Origin of the sequence: Dyella marensis, assembly GCF_049532885.1 — a bacterium.
Taxonomy (GTDB): Bacteria; Pseudomonadota; Gammaproteobacteria; order Xanthomonadales; family Rhodanobacteraceae; genus Dyella_D; species Dyella_D marensis.
In genome coordinates, this window is sequence record NZ_CP064029.1 from 4,191,487 (window position 1) to 4,210,651 (window position 19,165).

The window sequence follows — 19,165 nt, forward strand, 5'->3', positions numbered from 1 at the left end:
GCTTGGCGGCATTCCAGGGCCGCTTTGCTGCACCCCGCCTTGCAATGCCAGTACACGCAAACTACCGTTTCTGCTCTTTTTTGTTCTAAGACCAGAGTGAGGAACGCATGGCGAGCAAGCTGGCGGCGCTGCAGCGCTGGGTGGACGAGGTGGCGGCGCTGACCCGCCCCGCCCGCATCCATTGGTGCGATGGCTCTGACGCCGAATACCAGGCCCTGGTGCAGCAGATGCTGCAGACCGGCGACCTGGTCGAACTGAACCAGCAGACCCATCCAGGCTGCTACCTGCACCGGTCGAGTCCTTCCGACGTGGCCCGCGTCGAGCACCTCACCTTCGTCTGCACGAAGGAGCAGGAAGATGCCGGCCCGAACAACCACTGGATGGACCCGGCCGAGGCGAACGCCAAGATGGACGGCCTGTTCGCCGGCTGCATGGAAGGCCGCACCATGTACGTCATTCCGTACTGCATGGGCCCGATCGATTCGCCGCTGGCCCGCTGCGGCGTGGAAATCACCGACAGCCCCTACGTGGTGGCCAACATGCGCACCATGACGCGCATGGGCGCCGCGGCGCAGGCGCGCATCGAGCGCGAAGGCACGTTCGTGAAGGGGCTGCACTCCACCGGCGAGCTCGATCCGGAGCGCCGCTTCATCATGCATTTCCCCGAGGACCTGACCATCAAGTCCTACGGTTCCGGCTACGGCGGCAATGCGCTGCTGGGCAAGAAGTGCCATGCGCTGCGCATCGCCAGCTGGCAGGCCAGGTCCGAGGGCTGGCTGGCCGAGCACATGCTGATCGTGGGCATCGAGAACCCGCAGGGGCAGACGCACTACGTCGCCGCCGCGTTCCCGTCGGCCTGCGGCAAGACCAACCTGGCCATGCTGATCCCGCCGGAAGGCTATCGCCGCGACGGCTGGAAGGTGTGGACCGTGGGCGACGACATCTGCTGGATGCGCCCCGGCGCCGACGGCCGCCTGTACGCGATCAACCCGGAAGCCGGCTTCTTCGGCGTGGCGCCGGGCACCAGCGCGGGCAGCAATCCGAACGCGCTGGCCAGCATCGCGTGCGACACCATCTTCACCAACGTCGCCGTCACCGCCGACAACCAGCCCTGGTGGGAAGGCCTGCCGGGCGAGCCGGCATTGGACTGGCAAGGCCGCGCCTACGACCCGGCCAATGGCCCGGCCGCGCATCCGAATGCGCGCTTCACCGTCAGTGCGAAGCAGTGCCCGACCTGGTCGCCCAAGTCCGAGGACGCGCAGGGCGTGCCGATCAGCGCCATCGTGTTCGGCGGCCGCCGTCCTTCGCTGGTGCCGCTGGTGTTCGAGGCGCGCGACTGGGCGCACGGCGTGCTGGTCGGCGGCGCGATGGGTTCGGAAACCACCGCCGCGGCCACCGGCGCGGTGGGCGTGCTGCGCCGCGATTCGATGGCGATGAAGCCGTTCTGCGGCTACCACTACGGCGATTATTTCCGGCACTGGCTGTCGTTCGACCGGCCGGGCGCGCAGCTGCCGAAGATCTTCCACGTCAACTGGTTCCGCAAAGGCAGGGACGGCAAGTTCCTGTGGCCGGGCTTCGGCGACAACCTGCGCGTGCTGGAGTGGATGATCGCCCGCGTCGAAGGCAAGGCCGCCGGCGTCGACACGCCGATCGGCACCCTGCCGGCGCGCGGCGAACTGCGCACCGAAGGCCTGGCGCTGGATGGCGCCGCGCTGGACGAGCTGCTGCACGTCGACGAGGCCGGCTGGCAGGCCGAAGCCGCCGCCATCGGCGACTACCTGCGCGAATTCGGCCAGCGCATGCCGCAGCGCCTGCACGACGAACTCGAACGCGTGGCCGCCGCGCTCGCCGGCGCGCCGCGGGTTTCGGCGGTCGCCTCGTGACCGTCCGCGGCGGCCGTGGCGCAAGGCCCGGCCGCCGCTTCCCGCCATCCATGACTGATGGCGGATGAGCGCCTTTCTCTAAACCCTGCAGCGCCACGGTGCATCCAAGCTGGCAAGATGATCAGCGCCTGCGCCGCCACCGGAACCTCCATGCCGCCTGCCCCCGTCGCAGCGCCCGACGACGACGTCGCCGACGTGCGCGCGGCCGCGGACGGCGACCGCGCGGCCTTCCAGCGGCTCTATCGCCGGCATGCCGACCGCGTCTATGGCGCCGTCTACCGCCTGGCCGGCTATGACCACGCACGCGCCGAGGATCTGACCCAGGACGCCTTCGTGCGCGCCTGGCAGAAACTGGCCGGCTTCCGCCACGAAAGCGCGTTCGGCACCTGGCTGTACCGCCTGGCGGTGAACGTGGCGCTGATGGACATCCGCTCGCGCGGCGCCGACCCGGTCAGCATGATGGACGAGGACAGCCTGCCCGACCGCGGCGAAACCCCGTTCTGTGCCGCCGAACGCGACGAACTGGAACGTGCGATCGGCAAACTGCCGCCACGCGCACGCGCCGTGCTGGTCCTGCACGATGTGGAAGGCTGGCGGCACGAGGAAATCAGCGCCGAGCTCGGCATGGCCGTCGGCTCGTCGAAAGCGCAGCTGCACCGCGCACGCGGACTGCTGCGAAAGGTACTTGGAGAAGCGTCATGAACGAATTCGAATGGCATCGCCAGATGCGCGCCCTGCGCGAACCGGTGTCCCCGCGGCGCGACCTGTGGGCCGACATCGAAGCGAAGCTCGATGCCGGCACGCCGGCCGCCGTCACCACGGCGCCGCGCGCCCGGCGCGGCCAGCGCTGGCTGCTCGCGGCAAGCTTCGCGGGGCTGTCGCTGCTGGCCGTCGCCCTCAATCACCAGTGGCGGGTGGAAACGCCCGCGACGCTCGAAGCGCAGGTGCCAGCGAACTGGAAACCCACCGACCCGCGCCTGGCCGGTGCGGCGGTGGAACTGGACGCCGCACGCGTCGAACTGCAGCAGGCCATCGAGCAGGCCCCGCATTCCCCGGCCCTGCAGCGTCTGCTGGACCGCACGGCCAAACGTCAATCGCAACTGCGTCAGATGGAACAACAGGCAGGCTGAGCCACCGGAGCACAATCATGAAAACCGCACGCTATCTCCCTGTCCTGCTGGCGCTGGCAATCGGCCAGGCCTATGCCGACACGCCGATCAACCTCAGCCACGACGCCAAGCCCAACGTGCAGCTGCAGATCAGCAACGTCAAAGGCTCGGTCACCGTCACCGCCTGGGACCGCAACCAGGTGCAGGTCACCGGCCGCCTCGGCGACGGCGCCAGGCCGCTGGAGCTCGAAGGCGACAACGGCAACCTGGAACTGAAGGTGGAATCCACCGGCAAGTCGCGCTGGTTCAACTTCAACAACGACACCTCGATGGGCAGCACCACGCTGGACGTGCGCGTGCCCAAGGCCGCCTCGCTGGAAGTGGAGGTGGTGAGCGCACCGGCCAGCATCGACGGCATCGACGGCGGCACCATCAAGATCAATTCGGTGAGCGGCAAGGTGCGCATCAATGCGCGCTCGCCCTCGGTGGAAGCCGAGAGCGTCAGCGGCAGCCTGGAACTGGCCGGCCATGCGGACAAGGTGGACCTGCAGACGGTGAGCGGCGACATCCTCGCCCCGTCGGTGGGACGCGAGGCCGAACTGCAGACGGTGTCCGGACGCATCCGCGTGAATGGCGGGCCGTGGAAGCGGCTCAATCTCAGCACCGTCTCCGGCGACGTGCAGGTGGGCGGCGGCATGCAGGCCGGCGGCGATATGAATGTCGACAGCATGAGCGGCGACGTGCAGGTGCAGGTGCCGGGCAATGTTTCCGCACGCATCCACGCCAACACGTTCAGCGGCGACCTGCGCAGCGACTTCGGTTCGCCGCGCAAGGTGGAACACGGCCCCGGCATGGAGCTGGATGCCAACGCCGGCAGCGGCGGCGCCAATATCAAGCTGGAAACCTTCAGCGGCGACCTGAAGATCCGCAGGCAGGATTGAAGGCGGGCGGTTGCCGCCGCCGTAAACGAAGAAGCCGTCGCTGCGAGGCGACGGCTTCTTGCTTTGTGGCGTTCAAGCTTCCGCGGAAGACGGCAGCTTAGAGATCCTGGTGGTACTGCACGTACGGGGTGCGCGACTGGTCCGGCTCCGGACCCACCGGCGTATTCACCGCATTGCCGGACGACCACACGTTCTGCGCGCCGATGCTCAGCTCGCCCTGCCAGGGCAGGCGCAGGGTGACGCCGAGGTCGATGCTGCTCCAGCGGCGGTCGCTGTTGTAGCCCGTGCCCGGCAGCGCCGGCTGCATCACGCGGCCGACCACACCGCCGCTGAGCGGGCCGCGGTCGACGCCGAAGCTCAGCGCCTTCTGGTCCAGGGTGTTCACGCCCAGCAGGTTGCCCGGCAGCAGGCGGACGCGGCCCACGCTGGCGCCGAGGTCGATGCCGCTCTTGCTGTCCAGCGCGACGCGGCCGCGGGCATTGAGCTGCGCGCTGCTGTCGAACGCGCTCAGGCCGTTGACCCCGGCCGGGGCGCCCGGCAGCAGGCGCGGCAGCACCGAGTTGTTCGGCGTGCTGTTGGCGCCCAGGCTGAGCCCCACGCTGTAGCGGCCGCTGCTGTAGGTGGCGCCGATCTCGCTGCCGATGACACGCGGCACGCGGTTGTTGATCCAGGTGTGCTCGCTGACGCCCACATGGGCCTGCAGGTTGGAACCCAGGCCATAAGTAAGGTCGGTGGAAACGGCGCGCGAGGCGTCGACCACGGTGAACTGCAGGGGGCCGTCGTTGCGCTGAGCAGCGCCGAAGCTGCTGCTGTCGGCCTTGAGCGCCAGCCAGCGGCCGTCGCTGCCACGCCACAGGGGCACGGCCGCATCCGGACCGAGCTGAACCACCTGGTCGGGCTTCTGGGTGAGCAGCCGGTTGGCCAGTTCATGCGTATCGCCGGCCAGCGACTGCCCTGCCGCGGCGAGCGGCATCAGCAGGAATGGCACGGACAACAACAGGCGGCGCATGGAATTGGACCGAATCAAGGCTCTACGTGGATGGAACCCACACCCTCCCCAGGGCTCGGGTGGGCGCAGCTTACCACAATTTAACTTTTGCAAGCGAGCTTTTTGCCCTGGTAATTGGGTGACCGGGACCGCAAAAAAACGTGGAGTCCGATCAGGGCGAAAAGCGTCCGCCCCCGCCCGTCCCGTCAGCGACAACGCTGAACAGAGACGATATAAAGGCGCATGTGAGCAACGCATGGACCGGTCCGCGCCGGATGAGTTCAGTACCCACCAGTTCCACCCCGATGTTTCCGTCTGCGGAGTCCCACTCCGCGGCGTTGCATGCGGCCGTGGAAGGCCTGTTCCGGGCCGGCGACGCGGCCGGGGTCACCGAGGTGTGCGGGGCCGTGCTGCGAGCGCTCGGGGTACGCGGCGCCCTGCTCTGGCGTGCGCTGGAATCGCCGGCCGACCCGCTCCTGCCGGGCCAGCTGGCCCTGGCCGAGGATCCCCAGTGCCAGCGCCTGCTGGTCCTGGCCGCGGAAGGGCCGGTGCCGGCCGCGGACACCGAGGAAATCGCCTGGCTGGGCCGCATGGCCGCCGCCCGCCTGCGCCAGCTGGCCGAGACCTCGCGCCTGTACGAGGCCATCTCCCGCCTGGCCATGGCCGAGCGCCTGCAGCGCGCGCTCTACGCCATCGCCGACCAGGCCAGCACCGAACACAACATGGCCGAGATGATGCACGCGCTGCACGGCATCCTCGGCAGCCTGATGTACGCGGAAAATTTCTACGTCGCCCTGTACGACCCGGCCACCGACAGCGTGCGCTTCCCGTACTACGTCGACACCATGGACAAGGACCCGCCCCTGCCCGACCAGAGCGTGCCGCTGCAGGACATGCGCCACAGCCTCACCTGGAACCTGCTGCAGGGCGGCCAGCCGATCATGGGTTCGGTGGAGGAACTCTCGCGCCAGTTCGCCGGCCAGTTCGTGCTGCTCGGCCCGGTGTGCGAGGACTGGCTCGGCGTGCCGCTGCAGCGCGACGGCCGCGTGGTCGGCGGCATCGTGGTGCAGAGCTACCGCGAGGACACCCACTACACCGAGCACGACCGCGAACTGCTCAGCTACGTGGCCAAGCACGTGCAGACGGCACTGGAACGCCGCGAAGCCCACGCCGAACTGGAACGCCGCGTGGCCAGCCGCACCGCCGCGCTGCGCGAAGCCAACCGCGTGCTGCGCCAGCAGGTGCTGCAGCGCCAGCGCGGCGAACGCCTGCAGGCGGCGCTGTTCCGCATCGCGGAACTGGCCAACGCCTCGGAAAGCCTGGACAACTTCTACGCCGCCGTGCACCGCGTCATCGGCGGCCTGCTGTACGCGCGCAACTTCTATATCGCGCTGCTGGACGAAGAACCGAACCAGCTCACCTTCCCGTATTCGGTCGACGAATTCGACACCGTGCGCCTGCCGCGCTCGCACGGCCGCGGCCTCACCGAATACGTGCTGCGCCATGGCAAGCCGCTGCTGGCCTCGCCGGACGACATCGACCGCCTGGCCCGCCAGGGCGAGATCGGCCAGCACGGCTCGCGCTCGGTGTGCTGGCTGGGCGTGCCGCTGATCTGGGGCGAGCGCGCCATGGGCGTGCTGGCGGTGCAGAGCTATTCGCCCGAGCACACCTACGACGTGCGCGACCAGGAGCTGCTCACCTTCGTCAGCTACCACGTGGCCAATGCGCTGCAGCGCAAGCACACCACCGAATCGCTGAAGCAGGCCTACGCCAGCCTGGAACGCCGCGTCACCGAGCGCACCCGCGCGCTGGCGCTGGCCAACCGCGACCTGCGCGAACAGATCGCCGAGCGCGAGCGCGTGGAGCGCCGCCTCAAGTACGAAACCCTGCACGACTCGCTCACCGGCCTGCCCAACCGCACCCTGCTGCTGCAGCGGCTGGAACAGGCGCTGCAGCGCTATCACGGCAGTCCGCAGGACATGTTCGCGGTGCTGTTCATCGACCTGGATCGCTTCAAGGTCATCAACGATTCGGTCGGGCATCTGGTCGGCGACGACCTGCTGTTCCAGGTGGGCGGACGCATCCGCGCCTGCCTGAAGACCCGCGACGTGGTGGCGCGCCTGGGCGGCGACGAATTCGCCGTGCTGGCCGAAGGCATCACCGACTACCGCATGGCGCTGGTCATCGCCGAGCGCATCATCGCCGAGCTGCAGACGCCGTTCCGCCTGGGAGCCAAGGAGATCTTCACCTCCGCCTCGATCGGCATCGCCCTGCCCGGCCCGCATTACCAGCGCCCGGAAGAACTGCTGCGCGATGCCGACGCCGCCATGTACCGAGCCAAGGACGAAGGCCGCCACCGCGCCGCGGTGTTCGACGACCGCCTGCGCCGCGAGGCGCTGTCCCTGCTGGAAATGGAAGGCGACCTGCGCCGCGCGCTGAGCCGCAACGAATTCGTGCCGTTCTACCAGCCCATCGTCTCGCTGGAAGACGGCCGCACCGTGGGCTACGAGGCGCTGCTGCGCTGGCGCCATCCGGACCGCGGCCTGCTCACGCCCAGCGACTTCCTCGCCGTGGCGGAGGAAAGCGGCTGCTCGGAAAGCATCGACTGGCAGATCTTCGAACAGGTCTGCGCCCAGGCCGAGGCGCTTACCGGCAGCGACGGCTTCGTCAGCATCAATGTGTCCGGCCGCCACTTCCGCTCGCCGGACCTGGACCGCCGCCTGCTCGACCTGCTGGCCGCGCATGGCGTGCCCACGCGCTGCCTGCGCATCGAAGTCACCGAGCGCGCCCTGCTGGAAAACGCCTCACAGGTGAAGCGCATCCTGGACAACCTGCGCGCCCACGACGTCGGCATCGCGCTGGACGATTTCGGCACCGGCTACTCGTCGCTGAGCTACCTGCACCAGTACCCGATCAGCACGCTGAAGGTGGACCGCTCCTTCATCACCGAACTGCCGCGCGAAGGCGGCCACAGCCTGGCCGTGGTGCGCGCCATCCAGGTGCTGGCGGACTCATTGCAGATGCAGGTGATCGCCGAAGGCATCGAGCAGGAAGACCAGCGCGAGGCGCTGCTGCGCGTCGGCTGCCGCTACGGCCAGGGTTTCCTGTTCGCCACGCCGCATGCCGCGGACGTGTGGCTGCAGCGCGAATATCACTTCGCGCTGCCCTGAAGCACCACCGGCTTTACTGCGCCGTGCCCGGCGCGCTCACCGCGGAATGGCTGAGCAGGTGTTCGGCGTCAATGCGGTCGAAGGTATAGCGCTGCGCGCAGAACTCGCAGGTCACCTCGATCTCGCCCTCGCGCGCTTCCAGCGCGGCTTCCACTTCCTCGCGGCCCAGCGAGCGCAGCATCGATTCCACGCGCTCGCGCGTGCAGCTGCAGCCGAAGGCCAGCGGGCGCGGGTCGAACAGGCGCACGGATTCCTCGTGGAACAGCCGGTACAGCAGCTCCTCCGGCGCGGTGGCGAGCATTTCTTCCTTGCCCAGCGTGTCGACCAGGTGGCCGATGCGCGGCCAGGCGTCGTCGTCCTGCACGCCATCGCGGCCGCCTTCGCCGGGCAGGCGCTGCAGCATCAGGCCGACGGCGTGCTCGCCGTCGGCAGCCAGCAGGATGCGCGCCGGCAGCTGCTCGGACTGGGTGAAATAGCCTTCCAGCGCGCCGCCGAGCTGCGGATGGCGCAGGTCGACCAGGCCCTGGTAGCGCTGGCCGCGCTCGGCGTGGCCGATGGTGATGGCCATGACCGCCTCCGGCAGCTCCTCCAGCGCGAGCGGCGCCGGCAGCACGCCGTCCCAGCGCGCCAGGCCGCGCAGGCGGCCCTGGTCGGTGCATTCGGTGAACAGCAGGCGCAGCGCGCCGCTGCTCTTGAGCTCGATCGACAGATTGCCTTCCAGCTTGATGTTGCCGGTCAGCAGCGCGCTGGCCGCCAGCGATTCGCCCAGCAGGGAACGCAGCGCCGGCGGATAGTCCGCGCGCCCGGCCACTTCGCGCCAGGCGGCGCCCAGCCGCACCAGCACGCCGCGCACGCCGGCGCGCTCGAGCAGGAAGCGGTGCAGCACGTCTTCGACAAGAACGGTTTCCACGGATTCGGACCTCTAAGGACAAGCGCGCAGAGATGGGGGCGTCGCGCGGGCATGCAAGCCGGCAGGCCGGGAGGCGGCAGCGCAGCCCAGTGTATGCCAGCCGGGCCGGCGGGCCGGCTTGGCGCGGCCGGGCGGCCTCTTATACTGCCGCGTCCCTTATGACCGCGTTCCCATGCCGCCCAGCCGCTCCCTCATCGTCCGCCTGCTGCGCCCGGTCGCCATCCTGGCGCTTGCCTGGCTTGCCCTGAGCTGGTTCGCGGTACTGGTGCTGCGCTTCGTGCCGCCGTGGACGTCGGCGGTGATGATGGAACGGCGCCTGAGCGCTCTGATCCACGGCGAGCCGGATTTCCACCTGCGCTACCGCTGGGTGCCATGGTCGGAAGTGTCGCCCTACGTGCCGATGGCGATGGTGGCCGGCGAGGACCAGAAATTCCCGTTCCACCACGGCTTCGACTTCGACTCCATCCAGAACGCCATGGACGCCGCCGAAGACGGCAAGCGCCTGCGCGGCGCCAGCACGATCAGCCAGCAGACCGCCAAGAACCTGTTCCTGTGGAATGGCCGCAGCTTCGTGCGCAAGGGGCTGGAGGCGTATTTCACCGTGCTGATCGAGGCGACCTGGCCCAAGCAGCGCATCCTCGAGGTGTACATGAACATCGCGGAGCTGGGCGACGGCGTCTACGGCGTGGGCGCGGCCAGCGATGCGTATTTCCATACGGCGCCCGCCCGGCTGGCGCCGACCCAGGCGGCGCGCCTGGCCGCGGTGCTGCCCAGCCCGCGCCGCTTCAAGGTGGCCCAGCCCAGCCCCTACGTGCTGAGCCGTGCCGCCTGGATCCAGCAGCAGATGGGCCAATTGGGCGGCCCGGGCTATCTGCGCGGCGACACGCCGGCGCAGGTGCGCCGCACGCGCTGAAAACGTCGCCGCCGCACGGGCGGTCCGCTAGCATGCGCGGGTTTCCCGCATGGACCCGCGCATGCCGCAGCTGACCGTCATCGTGCCCGCCTATAACGAAGCGGCGGTGCTCGACACCTTCCACCAGCGCCTGGCGGGCGTGCTCGACCAGCTGCCGCTCGACTGCAGCGTGCTGTACGTGGACGACGGCAGCGCGGACCGCACCTGGGACATCATCGAAGCGCTCACCCAGCGCGACCCGCGCGCCGCGGGCCTCAAGCTCTCGCGCAACTTCGGCAAGGAGGCGGCAATGACCGCCGGCCTGGACGAAGCCGACGCCGACGCGGTGGTGGTGATCGACGCCGACCTGCAGGACCCGCCCGAACTGATCCCCGCCCTGGTCGAACAGTGGCGCGCCGGCTACGACGTGGTCTACGCCACCCGCAGCGCCCGCGCCGGCGAAACCGGCTTGAAGCGGTTCACCTCGGCGGCGTTCTACCGCACGATGGAAAAGCTCTCCGACACCGCCGTGCCGCGCGACACCGGCGACTTCCGCCTGCTCTCGCGCCGCGCCCTGGACGCGCTGCGCCAGCTGCGCGAAAGGCAGCGCTTCATGAAAGGCCTGTTCGCCTGGATCGGCTACCGCCAGACGTCGGTGCGCTACGAACGCGACCCGCGCCACGCCGGCCAGACCAAATGGAACTACTGGCGCCTGACCCAGCTGGCGGTGGAAGGCATCACTTCGTTTTCCACCGCGCCGCTGCGCCTGGCCACCTGGATCGGCATCAGCGCCTCGCTGCTGGCTTTCGCCTACGGCGTATGGGTGCTGGCCAAGGCCTTGATCTGGGGCGACGCGGTGCGCGGCTATCCCACCTTGATGCTGGTGATCCTGTTCCTCGGCGGCATCCAGCTGCTGGCGCTGGGCGTGATCGGCGAATACCTGGGCCGCAGCTACGCGGAGAGCAAGCAGCGGCCGCTGTACTTCATCGAGGAACGGCGCCGCGGCGGACGCGGCTGAGCGCCGGGCGGATTCACGTCCGCGCTACACCTCCAGCAGGCAGCGGCGCTAGACTGATGCGGCGATCGTCCACCTTCACTCCGGAGGCCAGGCATGCGTCAGGTCAAGCATCTGCTGGACAGCAAGGGGCATCAGGTCTTCAGCATCGCGGAAGACGCGACGGTGCTGGACGCCATCAAGCACATGGCCGAACGCCAGGTCGGCGCGTTGCTGGTGATGCGCGGCGAGCAGCTTGTCGGCATGGTTTCCGAGCGCGACTACGCGCGCAAGGTGATCCTGCAGGGCCGCTCTTCGGCGCAGACTTCGGTGGCCGAGATCATGAGCAGCCCCGCACTCACCGTCGGCCCCGACACGGAAGTCGAATACTGCATGCGCCTGTGCACCGACAGCCGCATCCGCCACCTGCCGGTGGTGCACGACAGCCGCGTGATCGGGGTGATCTCGATCGGCGATCTGGTCAAGGCGGTGATCGAGGAACAGGCCGAACAGATCGACCACCTCGAGCAGTATATCGCCGGGCGCTGATTCCTTGATTGAAGCCCCTCTCCCTCCGGGAGAGGGGTTGGGGTGAGGGTACGGGCGAAGTGAAACGTCCCACTCCGCCCGTACCCTCATCCGGCTGCCGCCACCTTCTCCCGAGGGGAGAAGGATTCACCCTCGAAAGGTTGTCAGGGCTTCGCGGGCGCGTCCGGCGCAAGGTCCGGCGCCCGGCCCGCGCGGCGCGCGATCCACGCCGCCAGCGCCGAAATGCCGACGCCGACCGAGGCCATGCCCGACAGCGTCACGCCCAGCATGCCGAACAGGTTGACGCCGCTGGTGACCAGCACGTCGCCGAAGCGCCACACCGCGGTCTCCACGAAGTTCTTGCCCTTGTAGCGCGTCTCGCGCGGCAGGCGGGTGTACAGCGCGTCCTGCGCCGGCTTGGTCATGCCGTAGGCGAAGGCGCGCGAGCCGACCATGGTCACCGCCAGCATCGGCACCGCATAGCCGAACAGCGCGATCTGGCCGGTGCCGACCAGGGCCAGCCCCAGCAGCAGCACCAGGTTCACCAGTGCCGGCACCACCAGGCCCCAGCCCGCGCCGTGGCGCATCATCAGCCAGCGCGTGACGGTCAGCTGCAGCACCGCGCCGATCACATTGGTGTAGAGGTCGATGTCGTTGTAGAAGGCGGTGCGCGCCACTTTGTCGGCGATGTGCGCCTTGGTGTAGTCGGCCATCAGCGCATAGGCGAGCGTGCCGATGCCGTCGCCCAGCAGCATCAAAATCGCCATGTAGCGCAGGAAAGGCCGCGACCACAGCTCCTTGATGCCGGCCCAGATCGAGCCGCCCAAGGGCTGGTCCGCGCCGGCTCCGCGCTGCTGGCTGCCGGAGAGCGACAGCAGCAAGGCCAGCGCCACCAGCAGGCTCGCCGCCGACACCACCAGCAGCGGCGCCACGCCGATCGCCGTCACCAGCAGCTTGGTGATGACAGGGCCGGCCACCGCGCCCGCCATGCCGCCCAGGGCGATCAGCGAGAACACCTTGCGCGCCCCGGCGCTGTCGAAGATGTCCGCCATGAAGCTCCAGAACAGCGACACCACGAACAGATTGAACACGCTGCCGAACACATAGAACGCCATGCCCAGCGAGCGTGCGCCGATGCGGTCCTGCGCCACGAAGGCGGGCACGAAGGCCAGCAGGCACAGCGCGAAGAAGCAGTAGCTCCAGCTCAGCAGCTGCTTGCGCGGAAAGCGCGCCACCAGGATGCCGAACAGCGGCGTGAGCAGCAGCATCACCAGCAGCACCGCGGCGTAGAACAGCGGCAGCGCCTGCGCGCCCACCGCGCCGCCGAGCTGGTCGCGCACCGGCCGGATGATGTAGTAGCCCGCCATCACGAAGAAGAACGCCACGGCGGACAGCACGGGGGCATGGGCCTGGCCGGTCGCGGTAGGACGAGGTGAGTTCACCGGGGACATCCTGCGTAGGTCGCGCGCAGACTAGCATGCGAGCATGACGCGCCAGCGGCGGCCACGGGGGAGACGGATGGGCAAGCGCATGGACTACGACTATGTGATCGTCGGCGGCGGCTCCGCCGGCTGCGTGCTGGCCAACCGGCTGAGCGCACACCCGGGCAAACGCGTGTTGCTGCTGGAAGCCGGGCCGCGCGACCTGAATCCGCTGATCCACATGCCCGCCGGCATCGCCAAGCTGGTCGGCGACCATCGCGGCCTGGCGCGGATCTACGGCAGCCAGCGCATCAACTGGGGCTACCGCACCGAACCCGAAGCGCAGCTCGGCCACCGCCGCCTGTGGTGGCCGCGCGGCAAGACGCTGGGCGGTTCCAGTTCGATCAATGCCATGTGCTACATCCGCGGCGCCGCGGCCGACTACGACGCCTGGGCGCAGGCCACCGGCGATGCACGCTGGAGCTGGAACGCCGTGCTGCCGTGGTTCCTGCGCGGCGAGGACAACGCGCGCGGCGCCGGCCTCTGGCATGGCACGGGCGGGCCGCTGGGCGTGGCGGACCTGCGCTTCCACAGCGAGCTGTCGGGTGCCTTCATCGATGCCGGTGTCGCCGCGGGTTATTACCGCAACCCCGACTTCAACGGCGAACGGCAGGACGGCTTCGGCCTGTACCAGGTGACCCAGCGCGACGGCGCGCGCTGCTCGGCCGCGGTGGCGTATCTGCGGCCCGCCCTGCAGCGCGCCAATCTGGAAGTGCGCACCGGCGTGCTGGCGCAGCGGGTGCTGATCGAGCGAGGCCGTGCGGTGGGGGTGCAGATCGATGGACGGCGCGTCGAGGCCGGCGAGGTGATCCTCGCCGCCGGCGCGATCAACACGCCGCAGTTGCTGATGCTGTCCGGCATCGGCCCGGCCGATCATCTGCGCGAACACGGCGTGGCGGTGGCACTGGACCAGCCGCACGTCGGCGCCCACCTGCAGGATCACCTCGACATCTGCAGCGTCACCGGCACCCACAGCCGCGCCACCTTCGACCATCTCAACGACCTGGCCGTGGCCTGGCGCTATGCGCGGCACCGCGACGGCATCGGTACCTCCAACGCCGCCGAAGCCGGCGGCTTCGTGCGCAGCCGGCACGCGCCGGACGAGCGTTGCGATATCCAGTTCCATTTCATCCCCGCGCAGCTGGACGACCACGGCGCACGCGCCCTGCCCGGCCGGGGCTACACCGTGCACGCGTGCTATCTGCATCCGCGCAGCCGCGGGCAGCTGCGCCTGCGTTCGGCGAATCCGGCGGCGCCCATCGCCATCCACGCCAACTACCTCGGCGATGCGGAAGGCCACGATCTGAAGATGATGATCGAGGCCGCACGCCTGTCCCGCGAGATCTTCGCGCAGGCACCGTTCGACGCCTTCCGCGGCGCACCGGTGCAACCGGCCACGGAACTGCGCACCGACGCGGAATACGAGGACTTCATCCGCCGCCGCGCCGAGACCATCTACCACCCCGTGGGCACCTGCCGCATGGGGCGCGAACACGAGGCCGTGGTGGACAGCGAGCTGCGCGTGTGGGGCGTGCCGGGCCTGCGCGTGGTGGATGCTTCGGTAATGCCCACGCTGATCACCGGCAACACCAATGCACCCACCTTGATGCTGGCCGAGCGTGCCGCGGCGCTGATGCTGGAAGCCGACCTGTCGTCGAGGCCGGCTGCGCAGCCGTCCGCCGCGTGACTGGGGCCACGGCAGGCCGACGGCGGTCCGTTGTAGAGCGGCACGAAGTGCCCCACAATTGGAATGTCTAAAACCGGGAAGGATCCCGCCGATAGCCTCAGGGAATCCAGGTACTCCCGTTTACGGCGCCAGCGGCGCCCATACGACGCCAGAGCAGCATGCAGTTTCGCCATCTCTTTCTGTTGATCGCCGGTGTGCTCGGCCTCGCCGGCGGTCCACTCCCCGCCGAAGCCGCGTCCGCGCCGGCTCAGGCCGGCTTATCTCAGGCCAGTCCACCTCAAGCCAGCTCGCCCCAGGCCACCTTGCCCCACGGTGCCTTGCCCCAGGTCGCGATTCCTTCGCAGGTGACGCCGCCGCCGACCCAGCCGCAGGTGTCCATGCAGAGCGCGAATCCCGCGCCGCAGCACCTGCCGGACGATCGGATCAAGGCCACCGTCGCCGCCTACCAGGACTGGCTGCAGAAGCTCGACGAACGCCACGCCGTCGCCGGCCTGGCCACCGCGATCGTGGTGGACAACAAAGTGGTGTACGAGCACACGCTGGGTTACGCCAACGCCAGCACGCAGGAGCCGATCACGCCGGAGACGGTGTTCCGCCTCGCCTCGCTGTCCAAGGCCTTCGCCACCGCGGTGGCCGGCGTGCTGGTGAACGACGGTCGCTTCAGCTGGGACACCAGGCTGGCCGACGTGCTGCCGTTCTTCAAGCTCAAGGACGCCGCGGCCGCCGAGAAGGCCACCGTGCGCGACATCCTCGGCCAGCGCCTGGGCCTGCCGCGCAACACCTACGACAACATGCTCGAAGGCGACGTGCCCTACGAGGAGCTGGTGCGCCGGCTCGACGAAGTGAAGATGACCTGCGGCGTCGGCCAGTGCTATGGCTACCAGAACGTGGCCTTCAGCATGATCGGCGACGTGATCTACGGCATGACCGGCGACTTCTTCTACCGCCAGGTCGACAAGCGCATCTTCTTCCCGCTCGGCATGAAGACCGCCAGCTACGGCCGCGAGGCGCTGGAGAACAGCGCAAGCTGGGCGCGCCCGCACCGCCCCGCGGGCGCCGGCACCTGGCGTCCGTTCGAGCCGAAGGAGGCCTACTACCGCGTGGCCCCCGCCGCCGGCGTCAACGCCAGCCTGCGCGACATGGAGCAGTGGCTGGTGGCGCAGATGGGCGGCCGTCCGGACGTCCTTCCGCCCAGGCTGCTGGAAACCCTGCACGCGCCGGAAGTGAGCACGCCGGTGGAGCTGCGCTCCACCCCGTGGCGCCGCGAGCGGCTGACCGAGGCCTCGTACGCGCTCGGCTGGCGCGTGTTCCAGTACGGCGGCGAGACGCTGATCTTCCATGCGGGCGCGGTCGAGGGTTACCGCACCATGATCGGTTTCTTTCCGAAGTACCGCACGGGCGTGGTGACGATGTGGAATTCCGCCAGCCCGATGCCGTCCGGCCTGATGCCGATGGTGTTCGACAGCATGCTGGGCCTGGAGCACGTGGACTGGGCCGGCGTCGAGAGCGATGCACCGGTGGTCGCGGCGGCCAAGTCGACCGGCAAGGGCAAGCTCAAGGCGCGCAAGAGCGGCGGCACCAAGGCCGCATCGAGCAAGCGCGGGCATCGGCGCTGAGCTGGTAGCCGCGGATCCGCAGAAGGCGCCCTGGTGGCGCCTTTTTTATCGGCCGCGCACGCAACCCGCGCGCAAAAAAAGAGGCGCCGCAATGCGGCGCCTCCTTCGTCTGCCGGTCGCCCGGCCTTACAGCTTGAACTCGATGCGCTGGCGCTTGGTCGATGCCACCGGCGTGCCGTCCTGGGTCGCCGGCTGGTACTTCCAGCGGCTCACCGCGTCGATCGCCGCGCGGTCGAACACGTGGCGCGGCTGCGCGTCGACCACCTTCACGTCGCTGACGTCGCCGCCGGTCGTGATGGTGAACGACAGCTCCACCCAGCCTTCCTGGTTGGAACGCATCGCCGCGGTCGGATAGCGCGGCGCGGTGTTCTTCACCAGCACCGCGCCATGCGTCGCCGCATCGCTGGGTGCGGCGGCCGCCGGTGCCGCGACCTGCGGCTGGCGGGCGGCTTCGGCCTGCTGCTGCTGCGCCTGGCGCGCCTGCGCCACGCGCGCCTGCTCGGCGGCGGCGGCCTGCTGGGTCTTCAGCTCGGCCTGGCGGTCGGCTTCGGCCTTGTCTGCGGCGGCCTTCTGGGCGGCCAATTGCGCCTGCTTCTCCTTGTCGGCGGCCAGCTGCTGTTCGCGGTCGAGCAGCTTGCGCTGGGCGTCCAGCTTGGAGCGCAGGATGGTCAGCGTGTAGTTGGCCGGATCCGCCTTGGCCAGCAGGTCGATCTGGCGCTGCGCATCGTTGAAGTCGCGCTGGTTGATGGCCTGCTCGGCCGCGTTGGCGGCGAACGGGAAGGTTTCGCGCAGCGCGTCGGTGGCCACCTGGTTGCCGGGCTGCTTCTGCAGCACCTTTTGGTAGAACTCGAACGCATTGTTGCCGGCCGGCGCGAGCAGGCGCTGCTCGTTCATGGCGCGGCGCGCTTCGGCGAGCAGCTGGTTGACGCTCATCGCCTCCACGTTCGCCGGCGGCGGCGCCGCTTCCGTACCGGCCGAGACCGGCGTGGACGGATGGCCGCCGTTGTCCGCCTGCATCAGATCCTGATGCGGTTTGATGATGAGGAACCAGGCCGCTGCCGCCAACACGACGACGACCACCAGGACGGCTATGACAATGGGCTGGATAGCCCCGCGCGCGTGCGTGCGCGCATGACGTATGTATCGGGTATCCATGGTCTCTCGCTGAGTGTCATCAGATACCCGCGCTTTTTCCCCCTGTGTACCCAGGAGCGGCGGACCCCCCGGCCTGCCGCGGCGCGGATACGCGAAAGGTAACCGCAATGCAGCACTACGGCAAATCGCGCTTAATTTCACGGTGCTGGAAGGGGGAATGCGCTAGCGGCGGCCGGCCGGATGGCGACGGAAAACGGACGTCCGGACCCTGTGGGCGCGTGCGCCGGCCATTTCCATACCCCTGAAACGAAGCGTCCCGGCACGAAGGCCGGGACGAAAACTTTTTCGAAGTGCCCCTCCCTGCGCTGGGCACCGCAGGGAGAGAAAATCGAGGTAAAGCTTTTTTAGTCGTGCTTACTTCTTGGCAGCCTTGGGCTTGGCCGTCTTGGTGGCCTTGACCACCTTGGCAGCGGCAGCCTTCTTCACGGTGCGCTTCTTGGCAACCTTCTTGGCGGCCTTCTTGGCAACCTTCTTCACGGCGACCTTCTTGACGGACGCCTTCTTGGCAGCAGCCGGACGCTTGCGCGCGGCAGCCTTCTTCGCAGTCTTCTTGGCGGCCGGCTTCTTCGCGACCGGACGCTTGGTAGCGGCCTTCTTCGCGGTGGTCTTCTTGGCAGCCTTCTTGGCGGCCGGTTTCTTCGCAGCTTTCTTGGCAGTGGCCATAGTTCGTCTCAGCTCCTCATCAGTTGGCAGTGGTTGCCCAGTAAAAGCATGTAGGAACGCCTCAACCAGCAGATCGCTGTTGGTGGCGTGTCTTAAATTGTTCACTTGACGACGGGTACGTTCGTCCGACAGCAGCCGCAAAACGTGGACCGGAATGGAGACGGTGATCTTGCGTACCGCTCCGGCTTTCTCGCCGTGTTCCACATACGGCTTGATGAACTTCGATGGTGCCATAACGCCTGTTCCCCGTTATCTGGTGCGAAAACTATTCCCGATTATTTCGGCTGTCAATTGATTTCAACCGGGAATTCAATCCGGCCGACCTGCCGCATCCACCCCGGAAGCCCCGTCCCACAAGGCTCCGCGGGTCCGGAATAGATTATCCGTTTGGACGTCCATACGGCCATACGAGAAAATCGGAAAAAATCAAAAACCGGCCTAAATCCCGCATAAAACGCGCTATTCCGGGCCACTCGCTCATAATCGCGTGAGCCAATCAAGCTGAACGCCTAACCCCTTGGCGAGCAAGGGCTTAGACCCCTCGCGGGGGTGTTTTCGGGTGGATGAACGAATTTCGACCGGAGGCCCCTCGGCGACCCTTCCGACCCACCCGAGGGCCGCCATCCCCCCGCGACCGGCTCCGTCGAGCTCCTCGATCGAGCTCCTCGCGCGAGCCGCCTCACACAAACCGACGGCCGCTTGCGCGGCCGTCGTTCGATCCACTTTCGCGCATTCGCGATCAGTGGTCTTCGTTCTCCAGCTGCTCGGCATACGCGTCGGCGTCGAGCAGTTCGTTGAGCTCGGCGCGATCGCTCGGCTTCACCACGAACAGCCAGCCTTCGCCGTAGGCGTCTTCGTTGATGGTCTCGGGCGAGTCGGCCAGCGCCTCGTTGACCTCGACGATCTCGCCGGACACCGGCGTGTAGATGTCGGAAGCGGCCTTGACCGATTCCACCGTCGCCACGCCGTGGCCGACCTGCACGCTGGCGCCGACTTCGGGCAGCTCCACGTACACCACGTCGCCGAGCTGGCCCTGGGCATGGTCGGAGATGCCCACGCGGACGTTGCCGTTGTCTTCGGCGCGAGCCCACTCGTGGGACTTGAGGAATTTCAGATCGCCGGGAATCTCGCTCATGATCGGGTCCAGT

General features: G+C 68.5%; 16 protein-coding genes. 10 read left to right on the forward strand and 6 right to left on the reverse strand.

Annotated elements, in window-relative coordinates; all coding sequences use genetic code 11:
• The first annotated feature begins 107 nt into the window (after nt 1-107).
• The 4 genes from ISN75_RS18250 (at nt 108) to ISN75_RS18265 (ending at nt 3,933) form a co-directional block, all read left to right on the forward strand.
• Complete coding sequence (locus ISN75_RS18250) at nt 108-1,883, forward strand: phosphoenolpyruvate carboxykinase (GTP) (RefSeq protein WP_343820487.1); 1,776 nt, start codon at nt 108-110, stop codon at nt 1,881-1,883.
• Between the two features lie 150 nt (nt 1,884-2,033).
• Nucleotides 2,034-2,585 (forward strand): RNA polymerase sigma factor, encoded by a 552-nt coding sequence (locus ISN75_RS18255; RefSeq protein WP_167257039.1) that lies wholly within the window; start codon nt 2,034-2,036, stop codon nt 2,583-2,585.
• Nucleotides 2,582-3,013, forward strand: a complete 432-nt coding sequence (locus ISN75_RS18260) for a hypothetical protein (RefSeq protein ID WP_168647799.1) — start codon at nt 2,582-2,584, stop codon at nt 3,011-3,013. The genes ISN75_RS18255 and ISN75_RS18260 overlap by 4 nt, the downstream gene beginning before the upstream one ends.
• Nucleotides 3,014-3,030: 17 nt before the next feature.
• Complete coding sequence (locus tag ISN75_RS18265; protein ID WP_167257041.1) at nt 3,031-3,933, forward strand: DUF4097 family beta strand repeat-containing protein; 903 nt, start codon at nt 3,031-3,033, stop codon at nt 3,931-3,933.
• A gap of 97 nt (nt 3,934-4,030) precedes the next feature.
• On the opposite strand, the gene ISN75_RS18270 is transcribed toward ISN75_RS18265, so the two are convergent.
• The gene (locus tag ISN75_RS18270) at nt 4,031-4,942 is read right to left on the reverse strand and encodes a hypothetical protein (RefSeq protein WP_167257042.1); all 912 of its coding nucleotides are present in this window, start codon (nt 4,940-4,942) and stop codon (nt 4,031-4,033) included.
• A gap of 254 nt (nt 4,943-5,196) precedes the next feature.
• Here ISN75_RS18270 and ISN75_RS18275 point away from each other — a divergent pair, with 254 nt between their 5' ends.
• Complete coding sequence (locus ISN75_RS18275) at nt 5,197-8,091, forward strand: bifunctional diguanylate cyclase/phosphodiesterase (protein WP_168647798.1); 2,895 nt, start codon at nt 5,197-5,199, stop codon at nt 8,089-8,091.
• 13 nt (nt 8,092-8,104) lie between these two features.
• Here the strand turns inward: ISN75_RS18275 and ISN75_RS18280 are convergent, their stop codons facing one another.
• The gene (locus tag ISN75_RS18280) at nt 8,105-9,001 is read right to left on the reverse strand and encodes an Hsp33 family molecular chaperone HslO (protein WP_167257044.1); all 897 of its coding nucleotides are present in this window, start codon (nt 8,999-9,001) and stop codon (nt 8,105-8,107) included.
• Between the two features lie 172 nt (nt 9,002-9,173).
• On the opposite strand from ISN75_RS18280, the gene mtgA reads away from it, so the two are divergent.
• The 3 genes from mtgA to ISN75_RS18295 all read left to right on the forward strand — a co-directional run bounded on the left by mtgA (nt 9,174) and on the right by ISN75_RS18295 (nt 11,436).
• Entirely contained in the window at nt 9,174-9,914 is a 741-nt protein-coding gene (gene mtgA, locus ISN75_RS18285) for a monofunctional biosynthetic peptidoglycan transglycosylase (RefSeq protein WP_168647797.1), read from the forward strand.
• A gap of 61 nt (nt 9,915-9,975) precedes the next feature.
• Nucleotides 9,976-10,911 carry a glycosyltransferase family 2 protein gene (locus tag ISN75_RS18290; protein WP_168647796.1) on the forward strand — a complete coding sequence of 312 codons (936 nt, stop codon included), beginning with the start codon at nt 9,976-9,978 and terminating at the stop codon, nt 10,909-10,911.
• A 93-nt stretch (nt 10,912-11,004) separates the two neighbouring features.
• Nucleotides 11,005-11,436, forward strand: coding sequence for a CBS domain-containing protein (locus ISN75_RS18295; protein WP_026635581.1), 432 nt, complete (start codon nt 11,005-11,007; stop codon nt 11,434-11,436).
• A gap of 143 nt (nt 11,437-11,579) precedes the next feature.
• On the opposite strand, the gene ISN75_RS18300 is transcribed toward ISN75_RS18295, so the two are convergent.
• The gene (locus ISN75_RS18300) at nt 11,580-12,857 is read right to left on the reverse strand and encodes an NTP/NDP exchange transporter (RefSeq protein WP_343820484.1); all 1,278 of its coding nucleotides are present in this window, start codon (nt 12,855-12,857) and stop codon (nt 11,580-11,582) included.
• An 88-nt stretch (nt 12,858-12,945) separates the two neighbouring features.
• On the opposite strand from ISN75_RS18300, the gene ISN75_RS18305 reads away from it, so the two are divergent.
• Nucleotides 12,946-14,583, forward strand: a complete 1,638-nt coding sequence (locus ISN75_RS18305; protein ID WP_168647977.1) for a GMC family oxidoreductase — start codon at nt 12,946-12,948, stop codon at nt 14,581-14,583.
• Between the two features lie 158 nt (nt 14,584-14,741).
• Nucleotides 14,742-16,199, forward strand: coding sequence for a serine hydrolase domain-containing protein (locus ISN75_RS18310; RefSeq protein WP_423385092.1), 1,458 nt, complete (start codon nt 14,742-14,744; stop codon nt 16,197-16,199).
• A gap of 126 nt (nt 16,200-16,325) precedes the next feature.
• On the opposite strand, the gene ISN75_RS18315 is transcribed toward ISN75_RS18310, so the two are convergent.
• The 3 genes from ISN75_RS18315 to gcvH form a co-directional block, all read right to left on the reverse strand.
• On the reverse strand, nt 16,326-17,354 hold the full coding sequence (locus ISN75_RS18315; protein ID WP_167257049.1) for an energy transducer TonB: 1,029 nt from the start codon (nt 17,352-17,354) through the stop codon (nt 16,326-16,328).
• 354 nt (nt 17,355-17,708) lie between these two features.
• Nucleotides 17,709-18,251 carry a met regulon transcriptional regulator MetJ gene (metJ, locus tag ISN75_RS18320; protein WP_343820483.1) on the reverse strand — a complete coding sequence of 181 codons (543 nt, stop codon included), beginning with the start codon at nt 18,249-18,251 and terminating at the stop codon, nt 17,709-17,711.
• Between the two features lie 505 nt (nt 18,252-18,756).
• Nucleotides 18,757-19,152 carry a glycine cleavage system protein GcvH gene (gcvH, locus tag ISN75_RS18325; RefSeq protein WP_167257051.1) on the reverse strand — a complete coding sequence of 132 codons (396 nt, stop codon included), beginning with the start codon at nt 19,150-19,152 and terminating at the stop codon, nt 18,757-18,759.
• Nucleotides 19,153-19,165: the final 13 nt, after the last annotated feature.

Excerpts from the sequence above, each read along its gene's own strand:
- gcvH (WP_167257051.1), bottom strand. The coding sequence starts at position 19,152 with ATGAGCGAGATTCCCGGCGATCTGAAATTCCTCAAGTCCCACGAGTGG.
- ISN75_RS18315 (WP_167257049.1), bottom strand. The coding sequence starts at position 17,354 with ATGGATACCCGATACATACGTCATGCGCGCACGCACGCGCGCGGGGCT.
- ISN75_RS18275 (WP_168647798.1), top strand. The coding sequence starts at position 5,197 with ATGAGTTCAGTACCCACCAGTTCCACCCCGATGTTTCCGTCTGCGGAG.
- ISN75_RS18255 (WP_167257039.1), top strand. The coding sequence starts at position 2,034 with ATGCCGCCTGCCCCCGTCGCAGCGCCCGACGACGACGTCGCCGACGTG.
- ISN75_RS18290 (WP_168647796.1), top strand. The coding sequence starts at position 9,976 with ATGCCGCAGCTGACCGTCATCGTGCCCGCCTATAACGAAGCGGCGGTG.
- ISN75_RS18265 (WP_167257041.1), top strand. The coding sequence starts at position 3,031 with ATGAAAACCGCACGCTATCTCCCTGTCCTGCTGGCGCTGGCAATCGGC.
- mtgA (WP_168647797.1), top strand. The coding sequence starts at position 9,174 with ATGCCGCCCAGCCGCTCCCTCATCGTCCGCCTGCTGCGCCCGGTCGCC.
- ISN75_RS18305 (WP_168647977.1), top strand. The coding sequence starts at position 12,946 with ATGGACTACGACTATGTGATCGTCGGCGGCGGCTCCGCCGGCTGCGTG.
- ISN75_RS18260 (WP_168647799.1), top strand. The coding sequence starts at position 2,582 with ATGAACGAATTCGAATGGCATCGCCAGATGCGCGCCCTGCGCGAACCG.
- ISN75_RS18310 (WP_423385092.1), top strand. The coding sequence starts at position 14,742 with ATGCAGTTTCGCCATCTCTTTCTGTTGATCGCCGGTGTGCTCGGCCTC.
- metJ (WP_343820483.1), bottom strand. The coding sequence starts at position 18,251 with ATGGCACCATCGAAGTTCATCAAGCCGTATGTGGAACACGGCGAGAAA.
- ISN75_RS18295 (WP_026635581.1), top strand. The coding sequence starts at position 11,005 with ATGCGTCAGGTCAAGCATCTGCTGGACAGCAAGGGGCATCAGGTCTTC.
- ISN75_RS18270 (WP_167257042.1), bottom strand. The coding sequence starts at position 4,942 with ATGCGCCGCCTGTTGTTGTCCGTGCCATTCCTGCTGATGCCGCTCGCC.
- ISN75_RS18250 (WP_343820487.1), top strand. The coding sequence starts at position 108 with ATGGCGAGCAAGCTGGCGGCGCTGCAGCGCTGGGTGGACGAGGTGGCG.